The 14,300-nt window shown below is 76.5% G+C and carries 8 protein-coding genes; 4 read left to right on the top strand and 4 right to left on the bottom strand.

Features of this window, described 5'->3' with window-relative positions:
• Positions 1-78: 78 nt before the first annotated feature.
• The 3 genes from BUE45_RS15595 to BUE45_RS31855 form a co-directional block, all read right to left on the bottom strand.
• The gene (locus tag BUE45_RS15595) at positions 79-2,916 is read right to left on the bottom strand and encodes an AfsR/SARP family transcriptional regulator (RefSeq protein WP_178378549.1); all 2,838 of its coding nucleotides are present in this window, start codon (positions 2,914-2,916) and stop codon (positions 79-81) included.
• A gap of 140 nt (positions 2,917-3,056) precedes the next feature.
• Positions 3,057-3,440, bottom strand: a complete 384-nt coding sequence (locus tag BUE45_RS32550; protein WP_073380039.1) for a hypothetical protein — start codon at positions 3,438-3,440, stop codon at positions 3,057-3,059.
• Positions 3,441-3,446: 6 nt separating this feature from the next.
• Complete coding sequence (locus tag BUE45_RS31855; protein WP_073380038.1) at positions 3,447-3,746, bottom strand: hypothetical protein; 300 nt, start codon at positions 3,744-3,746, stop codon at positions 3,447-3,449.
• 337 nt (positions 3,747-4,083) lie between these two features.
• Between BUE45_RS31855 and BUE45_RS15580 the strand changes: the two genes are divergently transcribed.
• The 3 genes from BUE45_RS15580 to BUE45_RS15570 are packed head-to-tail and all read left to right on the top strand — an operon-like array spanning position 4,084 to position 5,917.
• On the top strand, positions 4,084-4,476 hold the full coding sequence (locus tag BUE45_RS15580) for a Fur family transcriptional regulator (protein WP_073380037.1): 393 nt from the start codon (positions 4,084-4,086) through the stop codon (positions 4,474-4,476).
• Complete coding sequence (locus BUE45_RS15575) at positions 4,463-5,239, top strand: 2,3-dihydro-2,3-dihydroxybenzoate dehydrogenase (protein WP_073380036.1); 777 nt, start codon at positions 4,463-4,465, stop codon at positions 5,237-5,239. The genes BUE45_RS15580 and BUE45_RS15575 overlap by 14 nt, the downstream gene beginning before the upstream one ends.
• Before the next feature lie 39 nt (positions 5,240-5,278).
• A complete protein-coding gene (locus tag BUE45_RS15570; RefSeq protein ID WP_073380035.1) occupies positions 5,279-5,917 on the top strand; it encodes an isochorismatase family protein in 639 nt (212 codons plus the stop codon).
• 42 nt (positions 5,918-5,959) lie between these two features.
• Here BUE45_RS15570 and BUE45_RS15565 read toward each other — a convergent pair whose 3' ends face one another.
• Positions 5,960-7,567 (bottom strand): (2,3-dihydroxybenzoyl)adenylate synthase, encoded by a 1,608-nt coding sequence (locus tag BUE45_RS15565; protein WP_073380034.1) that lies wholly within the window; start codon positions 7,565-7,567, stop codon positions 5,960-5,962.
• Between the two features lie 136 nt (positions 7,568-7,703).
• Here BUE45_RS15565 and BUE45_RS15560 point away from each other — a divergent pair, with 136 nt between their 5' ends.
• Entirely contained in the window at positions 7,704-14,252 is a 6,549-nt protein-coding gene (locus BUE45_RS15560) for a non-ribosomal peptide synthetase (RefSeq protein ID WP_073380033.1), read from the top strand.
• Positions 14,253-14,300: the final 48 nt, after the last annotated feature.

Genomic DNA, 14,300 nt, shown 5'->3' with positions numbered 1-14,300 from the left:
GGCCCGGGAGGTGGCCATCCTCGCAGCGGGGGCGTGTGCGTTTCTTGAATATTCCTTGAACGCCCGTGCGCCGGGGTCTCAGGTGAGGGTGCGGAGCCTTTCCTGGGTCTCGTGGACCTGTGCGGTGCGGTGCTGGGTGCGGTAGAGGTCCAGGGCCTGTTGCCAGGCGCGGCGTGCGTGTTCGGGTTCGCCGAGGGCGTGGTGTGCTTCGGCCAGGCCGCTGAGGGTGTTGGCCTCCTCGAAGGCGTCCTTGAGGGACCGGTAGGCCCGGAGGGAGAGCCGGTAGTGCTCCACCGCCTCGGCGTGGTGTCCGGCCAGGGTGGCGATGGAGCCGAGGCTGTCCAGGGTGGATGCCTGCCCCACCGTGTAGCCGACCGCGCGCGAGCCCTCCAGCGCCTCCCGGCAGCAGTCGCGGGCGCGCCCGTACTCACCGAACGAGTGGGCCAGCACCCAGCCCAGGTTGTTGAGCGCCGTGGACTCCCGCAGGGGGTCGCCGACGCCGCGGTACAGCTCCAGGGACTTCTCCCCGTGGTCCAGCGACGCGTCCGCGTCTCCGGTGAGGAGTGCCGACAGCAGGAGGACCTGGTGCGTGTGCGCCTGGTTGAGCGGGTCGCCGGTCTCCTCGAAGTGGGCGAGGGAGGCGGTGAGCAGTCGGAGCGGCTCCTCACCGGGGCGGCCGGCCATGAGCAGGGTGGAGGCCAGGCTCCGCTGCATGAGCGCCTGCAGGGCCGGGGCGCTCTCCCCGCCCAGCCGGGAGGCGACGTCCAGCCCGGTGCGGCTGAGCCCGATGAAGTCCTCGACGTGTCCGCTGCGGCGGAAGTACAGGTGGGCGTCCCAGCACAGCCGCCAGACCTCGCGGTGCAGGCCCAGGTCCGAGGCGAGCCGGATCACCGCCAGGAGCGTGGAGCGCTCCGCGGTGAACCACTCCAGCGCACGGGCCTCGTCCTCCAGCCGGAGGGCGGGTGAGGGGGACGGGGGCGGTTCCTCCTCCGCCACGGACGACGGGATCTCGTGCGGGGCCAGGAGGTGGTTGGCCGCGGCGGCGGTGTGGACGAAGTGGGCGACCAGTGCGTGCAGGGCGTGGTGTCGTTCGTCCTTTGGCAGGTCGGTGTGGGCGTGTTCTTTGGCGTGGAGGCGGACGAGGTCGTGGAGTTCGTAGCGGCCGGGTACCGGTTGGCGGATGAGGTGGGCGGTTTCGAGGGTGCGCAGGAGGGTTCGGGTGTGGTGTGGGGTGTGTCCGGTCAGGGCGGTGATGGCGGGGGTGGTGATGCTCGGTCCGGGGAGGAGGCCCAGGAGGTTGAGCAGGCGTGCTGCGGGTGGGGGGAGGGCGCGGTGGGAGGTGTCCAGGACGCCGCGTAGGGAGGTGTGCAGGTCGCCGGTGTCCAGGGCGTCCAGTCTTGTTTCGGCTTGGTGGAGTTCGGTGGCGAGTTCGGCGAGGGGGAGGTGGGGGTCGCCGGCGGCGCGGGCGGCGGTGACGGCCAGGGCGAGGGGGAAGTGGCCGCAGCCGTCGATGAGGGCTCGGGCGGCTTGGGGTTCGGCGGTCACGCGGGCCTGTCCGATGCGGGTGGTGAGCAGGCGGTGGGCTTCGGTGGTGGTGAGGGGGCCCAGGGCCAGGGAGCGGGCGCCGTCGGTGGCGAGGAGTCCGTTGAGGCGGTCGCGGCTGGTGACCAGGACGACGCAGGTGGGGGAGCCGGGGATGAGGGGGCGGACCTGTTCGGCGTCGCGCGCGTTGTCCAGCACGATCACCATGCGCCTCCCGGCGAGCAGGCTGCGGTACAGCCCCGCCTGGGCGTCGGCGCTGGTGGGGACCGCTTTCTTGTCCACCCCGAGCGCGGCGAGGAAGTCGTGGACGGCCGATTCCGGCGTCGTCGCGGGGGTGCTGGGGGAGAAGCCGTGCAGGTTGGCGTAGAGCTGGCCGTCGGGGAAGCGGTCGAGGTGGTCGTGTGCCCAGCGCAGGGCCAGCGAGGTCTTGCCGATCCCGCCCAGTCCGGACACGACGGTGAGCGGGCTCGCCCCGGGTTCCCACACGGCGTCGAGCGCGGCCAGCTCCCGGGCGCGCCCGGCCAGCAGCGGGGGCGGGGCCGGGAGCTGGCCCGGCCGGGGCACCGCCGGGGGCTCCGCCTTCGCCGGGGAGAGGACCGCGGACGGTGCCGGGCCGCTCAGCTCCGGATCGGTGTCCAGGATCTTCCGGTGCAGGTTTTGGAGTTCGGTGCCGGGGTCGGTGCCGAGTTCGTCGGCGAGGGCGCGGCGGGTGCGGTCGTAGTGGTCCAGGGCCTGGGCGGTGCGTCCCTCGCGGTGGAGGGCGAGCATGAGTTGGCCGATGAGGCGTTCGTCGAGGGGGTGGGTGCGGGCGAGGGTGTGCAGGTCGGTGAGGATGTGGGTGTGGCGGCCGTGGCGTAGGAGGAGGTCGTTGCGGTCGAGTTGGGTGTGCAGGCGTTCCAGGCGCAGGGTGTCGCGGAGGTGGTCGGCCCAGGGGGTGTCCAGGGCGCCCAGGGGTTGGTTGGTGTGCCAGAGGCCGAGGGCTTCTTCGAGGAGGGGGAGTGCGGTGTGGTCGGTGGTGTTGCGGGCTCGGGTGGTGAGGTGGCGGAAGCGGTGGAGGTCGGCGGTGTGCAGGGCGGTGTCGCTGAGGGTGAGGGTGTAGCCGCCGGGGCGGCGGTCCAGGGTGGCGTCGTTTCCGGCGGTGGCCAGGGCGGTGCGCAGGCGGGAGATGTAGCTGTAGAGGGAGGTGCGGGCGCTGGGGGGTGGGTGGGGTCCCCAGGCGCGGTCGATGAGGCGGTCGAGGGGGACGGTGTGGTTGGCGTCGGCCAGGAGTGCGACGAACACGGCTTGGCGGCGCAGGTGTCCCAGGTCGACGGTGTGTCCGTCGATCCGGGTCCGGATGTCGCCGAGCACGGAGATCTCGACCGTCAACGCCACTCCCAGCACTGGACCGAAGGGGTGCCCCCGCACCGGGTGCGCGGGAGCACAGCGGCACCACGGATCCCAGGAGTCTACTCCCGCGGGGCCGGGGAGAACCCGCCCCGCGCGGTCCCGGCGGCCCCGGACGCGCGGGCGCCTCAGCCGGGTGCGGGGCCCCCTTCCCCGCCGGGCCCGCGCGGTCGCAGCGCCGACGGGACCAGGGCCGCGGTGACGACCGCGCCCGCGAGCGGCCCCAGCGCGCGGACGGGGTCGCTGCGCGCCTCGTCGCAGGGCACCTCCAGCCCGAACCCGGCGAGCAGTGCCGCCAGCACCGCGTCCGGCATGGTCTTGGCCGCGGACCGGGCGGTCTCGTGGGTGTACGCCCCGAGCTGGAGGTACCAGGTGACGCGCTCCGGGGTCTGGGCCAGCGCCGCGGGCGCGTGCGGGTTGGGCAGGTAGTCCACCACTTCGAGGACCAGCGGCACGTCGAGGGGGTCGGCGGCCCCGCCCTGCCCCGGCACGGAGGGGACGTGGAAGGGCATCGTGCGTCACCCCACCGTCCCCAGGGCGGCCACCGCCCTCACGCGTTCGGCGACCTCTTCCACGGGGACGCCGGGTTCCGCCGTCAGCCGGACGGTGACGGGGTGCGCGTCCACGCGGGCCCGGTACCGCCAGTGCCACTCGCCGTCCGGGTGCCGCCACCCCTCCAGGGTCTCGTGCGGGAAGAGCGGCTCGCGGTGCCGTACACCGACGTCCGGTGCGCGCTCCTCCAGCGGCGGGCGGTCATAGGGGTTCCTCGGGGCGGACGGGCCGTTCACGGCGGTCCGCCGTTGTTCGCTCATGGTCATGGAGACGCTCCCCGCGGGAGAGGGGCCGCGGCTCGGACGGCCCCGGTCAGGAATCGTCCCTGGATTCTAGGACCCGGAGTACCAAGGGGGACTCAAACCCGCCTCCATGGAGGGAACGGAGTCGGGGGCCGTCGCCTTGTCAAAATGAAAACGGTTATCATAACCTTTCCAGGGCGGGCGGCCGGTGCCGGAACCGCCCGGCCCGGGCACCGCACGGGCCGCCCGCCCCCCCCGTGTCCCTCCGGCCCCCGAGGAAAGCGTGTGAAGAGACCCTCCCCGACCCCCGTCCCCGCGAGCGGCGGCCCCCCGCCCGCCGACCGCGCGGCGGCGCCCTGACATGGGCGCGGGATCCAGGTACGACAACGAGGTGCTGTCCGCCCTGCGGCGCGGCGACCGGTTCCGCAGCTGCCAGGAGGTCCACGCCCTGATCGCGGATGCCCGCGGCGGTCCGGCGCGCCCGCCCAGCCTGTCCACCGTCTACCGGACGCTGCACCGGCTGGCGCGGGAGGGCGAGGTCGACGCCATCCACTCCGAGGAGGGCGAGCGCCTCTACCGCCGCTGCGCCACCTCCTCCCACCACCACCTGCTCTGCCGCGCCTGCGGCCGGGCGCGGGAGGTCCCGCACGCGCGGGAGGTGCGCGCGGTGCTCGCCCGGGTCGAGCGGCTGACCGGTTTCGCCGAACTGTCCTACTCACTGGAATTCTCGGGGGTGTGCCCTGACTGCGACTGAGGGATCGACACTGGTCACCGGCGCCGCCGGGGGGATCGGGAGCGCGGTGGTGCGGCGCCTGGCCGCCGCGGGCCACCGGGTCGCGGCGGCCGACGCGGACGGCCCGGCCGTCCGCGGGCTCGCCGCCGACCTCTCCCGTGCCGGGCTCGACGTCACCGGGCACCCGCTCGACGTCACCGACGAGGAGGCGGTCGACGCCCTCGTGGACTCCGTGGAGGAGGAGCGCGGTCCGCTCACCGCCCTGGTCAACGTCGCCGGGGTGCTGCGCTGGGGACCCGTCACGGAGTTCTCCTCCGAGGACTGGCGCGCGGTCTTCGACGTCAACGCCCTGGGCGTCTTCCAGCTCTGCCGGGCCGCCGCCCGGAGAATGGTCCCCCGCGGCGCGGGCGCCATCGTCACGGTCGGCTCGGACGCGGGCGCGGTCCCGCGCGTGGGGATGTCCGCGTACGCGGCCTCCAAGGCGGCCGTCGCGCACTTCACCCGCTGCCTGGGCCTGGAGCTGGCCCCGCACGGCGTCCGCTGCAACGCGGTCTCGCCCGGGGCGACCGACACCCCGATGAACCGGGCCCGCTGGGCGGGCGCGCCGGGCCCCCACCCGGCGGTCGCCGGGGTCCCCGGGGAGTTCCGCGCGGGCATCCCCCTGGGGCGGCTGGCCCGCCCGCGGGACGTCGCCGACGCGGTCGCCTTCCTCTGCTCGCCCGAGGCCTCCCACATCACCATGCACGACCTGCGTGTGGACGGGGGAGCCGGACTCGGCTCCTGACACCGACCGCGACCCGATCCGAGAGGACCCGAGAGAACCGTGTCCCTGCCCGCCATCCCCTCCTACCCGATGCCCACCGAGTCCGACCTGCCCGAACCCCGGATGGACTGGACGCTCGACCCCGACCGCTGCGTCCTGCTGGTCCACGACATGCAGCGCTACTTCCTCGGCGCGTTCGACGGGGGAGCCGCCCCGGTGCCCGAGCTGCTCTCCAACACCGCGCTGCTGCGCGACGCCTGCGCCGAGCGCGGCATCCCCCGCATCCACACCGCCCAGCCCGGGGCGCAGCACCCGAGGGACCGCGGCCTGCTGCGCGACCTGTGGGGCGAGGGGCTGCGCGACGACCCCGGGCACACCTCCCTCGTAGTGCCCTTCGACGCGGAGCGGGGGGACGTGCACCTCACGAAGTGGCGCTACAGCGCCTTCGTCCGGACCGGCCTGGAGGACCTGCTCCGCGACGCGGGCCGGGACCAGCTGGTGATCTGCGGCGTCTACGCGCACATCGGGGTGCTGATGACCGCCTGCGACGCCTTCATGCGCGACATCCGGACGTTCATCGCCGCCGACGCGGTCGCCGACTTCTCCGCCGGCGACCACGCCATGGCCCTGTCCTACGCGGCGCGCCGGTGCGCGAGCGTGGCGAGCACCAAGGGGCTGCTCGCCGCGCTGGCCGCCTGAGGGCGGCCCGGGGCGGGCGGCGTCGGCCGCCCGCCCCGGGGCTCAGAGGCCCTCCCGCTCCCGCAGGCTCCCCTTGTCGACCTTGCCGACCCCGGTGAGCGGGAGCCCGGGGACGCCGCGTACCTCGTCGGGCACCTTGTGCGGGGCCGCCCCGCGGCGCAGCATCGCCGCCCGGACCTCCTCCCGGGTGGGGGCCGGCCCCTCGGCCACCACGAACGCCACCGAGCGCTCCCCCAGGTGCGGGTCGGGCGCTCCCACGACCGCCGCCGCGCGGACCCCCGGCAGGGCGAGCAGGTGCTCCTCCACCTCCACCGCCGCGATCTTCTCCCCGGCCCGGTTGACCTGGTCCTTGACCCGGCCCACCACGACGAGGTCCCCGTCGGCCGAGCGGGTGACGAGGTCGCCGGTGCGGTAGAAGCCGTCGGGGGTGAAGCACAGGGCGTCCAGCTCGCGCGCCCGGTAGTAGCCGCGCAGGGTGTAGGGGCCGCGGGTGAGCAGCTCCCCGGGGGCGCCCGGCGGGACCGGGGCGCCGTCCCCGTCCACGACGAGGACCTCGTCGGCGGGGGAGAGCGGCCTGCCCTGGGTGGTGCACACGAGGTCCTCGGGGGCGTCCAGGGGCGTGTAGTTGTTCAGGCCCTCGGCCATGCCGAACACCTGCTGGAGGCGGCAGCCCAGCTCCGGGCCGATCCTGCGCGCGGTGCCCTCGTCCAGGCGCGAGCCCCCGACCTGGAGCACCCGCAGCGAGGACAGGTCGGCGCGGGTGCGCCGGGCCTCGTCCAGCCAGGAGGGGAGCAGGGCCGGGACGAGCGAGGTGAGGGTGGCGCCCTCGCGCTCGACCAGCCCGAAGGCCGTGGTGGGGCTGGGGTCGGGGCACAGCACCACGGTGCCCCCGGACGCCAGCACGCCGACCAGGCCCGGCGAGACCATCGTGAAGTTGTGCGCCGCCGGGAGGACGGCCAGGTAGACGGTGTCGGGGCCCACCCCGCACGCCCGTGCCGAGGCGAGCGCGTTGTAGCCGTAGTCGGCGTGGGTGCGGGGGATCAGCTTGGGGGTGCCCGTCGTCCCGCCGGACAGCAGGAGCAGGGCGAGGTCCTCGGGTGAGGCCGCCTCCTCCAGGGGACCGGCCTCCGGCGCGTAAAGCGCGTCCAGGGGGCGCGCGGGGGAGTCCCCGGGCCCGCCCGCGACCAGCACGTGCCGCACCCCGGGCAGGCGCCCGGCGATCCGGACCGCCTCCGCGCGCGGGTCGGAGCGGCCGTACCGGTCGGCGACGACGAGCGCGCACGCGCCGGAGGTCCGGGCCAGGGACTCCACCTCGGCGGGGCCCAGGGACGGCAGGACCGGCACGGGGACCGCCCCGACGCGCAGCAGCGCGAACAGCGCGAGGACGTACTCCTCGCGGTTGGGCAGCCGTACCAGGACGCGTTCGCCCGCGCGGACCGGCAGCCCGGCCAGGCCGCGGGCGAGCCGGTCCACCCGGGAGTCGAGCGCGGCGTAGGTGAGCCGTCCGGACGGTGAGACGAGGGCGGTGGCGTCCGGGCGGGCGGCGGCCTGCTCCCTGAGCAGCCGCGAGAGGGTCCGGTCCTCGCGAAAGCCCTGCTCACAGTAGGCGCGGACCTCCTCGTCGGAGGGGCGCGGCCAGTCCTGCGTCATGTGATCTCCCTTGCTGGCGGGGGTTCGGGGGTCGACTCGAAACGACGAATGGTGCTATACATGGCCATATCGGCAATGAAAACCGTTTTCATTATCGCTGATCGAGCCGAAACCGGCCATAGAGGGGTGGGGTGTCGTGTCGCACCGTGTGGTGGAGGAGGCCGGCGCGGCCGTGCGGGAGCACGTGGCGCGGGTCCTGGGAGCGGAGGGGTTCGCCGACACCGACGACCTCTTCGACCACGGGCTCGACTCATTGGGCCTCATCCGCCTCGTCGGGCACTGGCGGGAGCAGGGGCGCGACGTCACCTTCGAGGACCTGGCGACCGCGCCGACGGTGGCGGCCTGGACCGCGCTGCTGGCCGGCGCCGGGTCCACCGCGGACGCCGCCCCCGCCCCGGCCCGCGCGGACGAGGGGGAGCCCTTCCCCCTGGCGACCATGCAGCACGCCTACGCGGTCGGGCGCGGCGACGAACAGCCCCTGGGCGGCGTGGCCGCGCACTTCTACACCGAGTTCGACGGCGACGGCGTCGACCCCGCCCGGCTCGCCGCCGCCCTGGAGTCCGTGGTCGGCCGCCACCCCATGCTCCGGGCCCGGTTCGACGGCGACGGCCGCCAGCGCACCGCCCCCGACGGCCCCGGGGCCGCGCTCACCGTCCACGACCTGCGCGACGCCGACCCCGAGCGGGTCCGGCGCACCCTCGACCGGCTGCGGGACGAGAACACCCACCGGCGCATGGACCTGTCCCGCGGGCAGGTCCTGGACGTCGCGCTGACGCTGCTGCCGCGGGGCCGCACCCGCCTGCACGTGGACCTGGACATGGCCGTGGCCGACGCCCTCAGCCTGCGCGTCCTGCTCGACGACCTCGTGGCCGCCTACGAGGGGCGCGACCGCGCCCCGCTCGACTACGACTTCGCCCGCTACCTGGCCGACCGCGCCGCCCGCGACACCGGAGCCGCCGAGCGGGCCCGCGCCTGGTGGCACGGGCGCCTGCCCGACCTGCCCCCGGCCCCCGCGCTCCCCACGGTGGTCGACGCCTCCCGGCCCACCCCCGCCGGCTCCCGCCTGGCCCGCTCCACCCGCCTGCACCACCGGCTCACCCCGGAGCGCACCCGGGCGCTGGCCGACCGCGCCCGCGCCGCCGGGTCCACCCCCGCGGCGGCCCTGGCGGCGGCCTTCGCCGAGGTCCTGGGCGCCTGGAGCGCCGCACCCGCGTTCACCCTCAACCTGCCGCTCTTCGACCGCGCCCCGCTGCACCCCGACGTGGACCGGCTGGTCGGCGACTTCAGCGGTTCGGTGCTGCTGTCCGTCGACACCGCCGACGCGGTCCCCTTCGCCGAGCGCGCCAGGACGGTCCGGCGCGACCTGCACGCCGCCGTCGACCACGGCGCGTACGGGGGCGTTGAAGTGCTGCGCGACCTGGCCCGGCTCCACGGCGGGCCGATGGTCCCCATGCCCGTCGTCTACACGAGCGCGATCGGCCTGGGCCCGCTGTTCGGCGACGCCGTCCAGCGCGTTTTCGGCGCACCGGTGCACATCATCTCCCAGGGCCCCCAGGTGTGGCTGGACGCCCAGGTCACCGAACTCGACGGCGGCCTGCTGCTCAACTGGGACCTGCGCGAGCACGCCTTCGAGCCCGGGACCGCCGAGGCGGCCTTCGACGCCTACCGCGACCTCGTCGAGTCCCTCGTCGACGACCCGGGGGCGTGGTCGCGGCCGTTCCGCCCGCACGTGCCCGCCGCCCACGACGGCACCAGGGACACCCCGGCCGCCGGCCCGCCCGCCCCCGCCCCCCGCACCCTCCACGCGCGCTTCTTCGAGCACGCCCGCACCGCGCCCGCGGCCCCGGCGCTGGTCGCCGCCGACGGCACGGAGACCTCCTACGGGGAGCTGGCAGACCGCGCCCTGCGCATCGCCGGGGCGGTGGCCGACGCCGCCCCGCCGGGGGAGGCCGTCGCCCTGTGCCTGCCCCGGGGCGCCGACCAGGTCGCCGCCCTGCTGGGGATCCTGGCGGCGGGCCGCGCCTACCTGCCGGTGGGCGCGCAGCAGCCCCCCGCCCGCCGGCGCGCGATCCTGGAGCGCGGCGCCCCCGCGCTGCTGCTCTCCGACGACCCGGCCGTCCTGGCCGGCGCCGACGTCCCCGCGCTCACCCTCGCCCAGGCCCTGGAGGGCCGGGCCGCCGCGCCCCGGGAAGCCTCCCCGGACGCCCCCGCCTACGTGCTGTTCACCTCCGGGTCCACCGGGGAGCCCAAGGGCGTGGAGGTCCCCCACCGGGCCGCCGCCCACACCGTGGACGTCCTCAACGCCCTGCTGGGCACGGGGCCGCGGGACCGCACCCTGGCCCTCGCGGAGATCGACTTCGACATGTCCGTCTTCGACCTGTTCGCGCCCCTGTCGGCCGGCGGGTCCGCCGTCCTGGTGGACTCCGACGCGCGCCGCGACGCGGCGGGGTGGGCGCGGACCGCCGCGCGCACCGGGGCCACCCTCCTCAACTGCGTGCCCGCGCTGCTCGACATGCTCCTGACCGCCGCCGAGTCGGGCCAGGCCCCGGCCCCGCCGCTGCGCGCCGTCCTGCTCGGCGGCGACCGCGTCGGCGCCGACCTGCCCGGACGCCTGCGCGCGCTCGCCCCGGAGTGCCGCTTCCTGGCGCTGGGAGGCATGACCGAGGCCGCCGTCCACTCCACCCTGCTGGAGGTGGCGGAGCCCGACCCCGCGTGGGGCCACGTCCCCTGGGGCCGCCCGCTCCCCGGGGTGCGCTGCCGGGTCGTCGACACCCGGGGAAACGACCGCCCCGACCTGGTGCCCGGCGAGCTCTGGGTGGGCGGGGCCGGCCTGGCCCTCGGGTACCGCGGCGACCCCGGCGCCACCGCCGACCGGTTCGTCCGGGCGGACGGGCGGCGCTGGTACCGCACCGGCGACGGGGCCCGGTACCTGCCCGACGGCTCCCTGGAGTTCCTCGGCCGCCTGGACCACCAGGTCAAGGTCAACGGCGTGCGGATCGAGACCGGCGAGGTCGAGGCCGCCCTGACCGCGCACCCCGGGGTCGCGGCGGCCCTCGCCCTGGTCCTGCGCGGCCCGGCCCCCGTGCTCGCCGCCGCCGTCGTCCCGGCGCCGGGCGCCGACCCCCTCGACCCGGCCGCGGCGCTCGGCGCCCACCTGCGGGACCTGCTGCCCGCGTCCATGGTCCCCGCCGTCCTGGAGGCCGTCCCCGCGCTGCCGCTCACCCCCAACGGCAAACCCGACCGCGCCGCCCTGGAGCGCCTGCTGCGCGACCGCGCCGCCGGCGCCCCGGACGCGGGCGACCCGCCCCGCGGGGAGCGCGAACGGGAGGTGGCCGACCTCTGGTCCGGCCTGCTCGGAGCCGCCTCCGTCTCGCGCACCTCGTCCTTCTTCGCCCTGGGCGGCGACTCGCTGCTGGCCACCCGGCTGGTGGCGGCGCTGCGGGAGCGCGGCTACGCCGGCGCGGGCGTGGCCGACCTGTTCGTCCACCCGGTCCTGGCCGACTTCGCCGCGGCCCTGCCGGAGCCGGGCGAGGCGGACGGCCCGCGGGTCCTCGCGCACGACCCCGGCTCCCGCCACGAGCCCTTCCCCCCGACCGGCGTGCAGCGCGCCTACCTGACCGGCCGCGACCCCGCCTTCACCCTGGGCGGCGTCGGCACCTACCACTACACCGAGTTCGACGGCGCCGACGTGGACCTGGGACGGCTGGAGCGCGCGCTGGACCGGCTCGTCGCCCGGCACGACATGCTCCGCGCGGTCTTCGACGACAACGGGGACCAGCGGGTCCTGCCCGAGGTCCCCGCCGTCCGCATCCCCGTGCGGGACGCCGGCCCCGGCGACCCGGGGGCGGCGCTCGACGCCTTCTTCCACACCATGTCCCACCGCGTCCTGGACCCCGCCCGCTGGCCCCTGTTCGACATCCGCGCACTGCGCTACACCGACGGCGGCACCGAACGCGTCCGGCTGGGCGTGGGCCTGGACTACCTGGTCCTGGACGCGCTCAGCATCATGACCTTCTACACCGAGCTGGACCTGCTGTACCGCGACCCCGACGCGCCCCTGGAACCCCTGGAGGTCACCTTCCGGGACTACGCCACCGGTGTCGCGCAGGACCCGCGGCGGCGGGAGCGCGCCCTGGAGTACTGGCGGGAGCGCGTGCGCGACCTGCCGCCCGCCCCGGCCCTGCCCCTGGCCGCCGACCCGGCGCGGGTCGAGGCGCCCCGCTTCACCCGCCGCGCCGACCACCTGGACCCCGGCCAGTGGCGCGCCCTCACCGCCCTGGCCCGGGCCGAGGGCCTCACCCCCTCCGCCCTGCTCCTGGCCTGCTACGGCGAGGTGCTCGCCGCGTGGAGCGGGCAGACCCGGCTCAGCGTCACCCTCACCCTGTTCAACCGCCGCGACGTCCACCCCGGCATCGGCCGGGTCCTGGGCGACTTCACCTCCCTGTCCCTGGCCTCCTACGGGCGCGAGCCCGGCCAGGACCCGCTGGAGGCCGCCCGCGAACTCCAGCGCGGCCTGGGCCGGGACCTGGACCACCGGGAGGTGTCGGCCGAGGAGGTCCTGCGGGAGCTGACCCGGCGCGACGGCACCGCCCAGGCCGGGGTCCCGGTGGTGTTCACCGGCTCCCTGGGCGTGGGGGAGGGGGTCTCCCTGGACCTGTCCCCGGAGTTCCCCGCCCGGGTCCGGGGCCTGTCCCAGTCCCCGCAGGTCCACCTGGACAACCAGGTCCTCGAACGCGAGGGCGGCCTGGACGTGTACTGGGACGCGGTCGAGGAGCTGTTCCGCCCCGGCGTGCTGGACGGCATGTTCGCCGCCTACCTCGACCTGCTGCGCGGCCTGGCCCGCGGCGGCGCGCGGGCCTGGCCCGCCCTGGCGGCCGACCCGGTGCCCACCGCCCAGGCGCGGGTCCGGGCCTCCATGAACGACACCGGCGGGCCCCTCCCGGCGGGGACCCTGCACGGCGCCTTCTTCGCGCGGGCCGCGCGGCGCGGCGCCGACCCCGCCCTCATCACCGCCGACGGCGTCCTCACCCACGCCGGGACCGCGGAGCGGGCCCTGCGGATCGCGGCCGGGCTGCGCGCCCGCGGCGTGCGCCCCGGCGACGCCGTCGGCGTCCACCTGCCCAAGGGCGCCGACCAGGTCTGCGCCGTCCTGGGCGTTCTGGCGGCCGGGGCCGCGTACGTGCCCGTCGGCACCGGCCAGCCGCCCCTGCGCCGGGCGCGCGTGCACGCAGCCGCCGGGACGGTCCTGACGGTCGGCGCCGACGAGGCCGCCGGGCGCTCCGTGGAGGTCGGCGAGCTGGCGGCGTCCGAGCCGCTGGAGGCCCCCGTCCCGGTCGCCCCCGGCGCTACCGCCTACGTGGTGTTCACCTCCGGGTCCACCGGCGACCCCAAGGGGGTGGAGATCACCCACGCCGCGGCCCTGAACACCGTCGCGGAGATCAACGACCGCTACCGCGTCGGCCCCGGCGACCGCGTCCTGGCCCTGTCGGCGCTCGACTTCGACCTCTCCGTCTACGACGTGTTCGGCCTGCTCGGCGCGGGAGGCGCCCTGGTCGTCCCGCGGGAGGAGGAGCGGCGCGAGCCCCGGCGATGGCTGGAGCTGTGCGCCGAGCACCAGGTGACGGTGTGGAACACCGTGCCCGCCCTGCTGGACATGCTGCTCCTGGCGGCCGGCGACGCCGGGCCCTCCCGCTCCCTGCGCCTGGCCCTGGTCTCCGGGGACTGGGTCGGTACCGACCTGTCCCGCCGCCTGCGCGCCGCCACCGGCGGCCGCACCCACCTGGTCGCCCTGGGCGGCGCCACCGAGGCGTCCATCTGGTCCAACGCCTTCGACGGCGGGCACGCGCCCCCCGGATGGCCCTCGGTGCCCTACGGGACCCCGCTGCGCGGCCAGCGCTACCGGGTCGTCGACCCCCACGGCCGGGACTGCCCCGACTGGGTGCCGGGCGAGCTGTGGATCGGCGGCGCCGGGGTGGCCCGCGGCTACCGGGGCGACCCCGGGCGCACCGCCGAGCGGTTCCCCACCGTCCGCGGCGAGCGCTGGTACCGCACCGGCGACCTGGGCCGCTACCGCGCGGAGGGACTCCTGGAGTTCCTGGGCCGCACCGACCGCCAGGTCAAGGTCGGCGGGCACCGGCTCGAACCCGGCGAGGTCGAGGCCGCCCTGGAGGACCACCCGGCGGTGCGCCGGGCGGCCGTGGTGGCGGTCGGGGACCGCGCCGCCCGCAGGCTCGCGGCCTTCGTGGCCGCCGGGGACCCCGCCCCCTCCCACGGCGACCTCGCCGCCCACCTGGCCCGGCGGCTGCCCGCCCACGCGATCCCCGCCACCGTGCGCGTCCTGGAGGACATCCCGCTCACGCCCAACGGCAAGGTCGACACCGCCGCGCTGGCGGCCCTGGCCGCGCGCGAGGCCCCGGCCCCGGGCGCACCGCCCGCCGACGACGCGGAGAAGCGGATCGCCCGGGTGTGGGAGGAGGTGCTCGGCGTCCCGGTGGACGACCGGGAGGCCAACTTCTTCGCCCTGGGCGGCAGCAGCCTCCTGGCCATCCGCATGATCACGGCCCTGCGCCGGGAGACGGCCGCGGAGATCTCCACCCGCTCCTTCCTGGCCGTCCCCACCCTCGCCGCCCTCGCCGGCCAGGTCCGCGCCGCCGAACCCGGCGACGTGAGCACCGGCGTCATCTGACCCCGCCCCACCCGACCGGGGACCGCCCCCGGACCCCTGAGGAGAACA

It is taken from the genome of Nocardiopsis flavescens, from assembly GCF_900141985.1.
In the GTDB taxonomy this organism is placed as follows: Bacteria; Actinomycetota; Actinomycetes; order Streptosporangiales; family Streptosporangiaceae; genus Nocardiopsis; species Nocardiopsis flavescens.
This window is presented reverse-complemented; position numbering and strand designations above follow the sequence as displayed.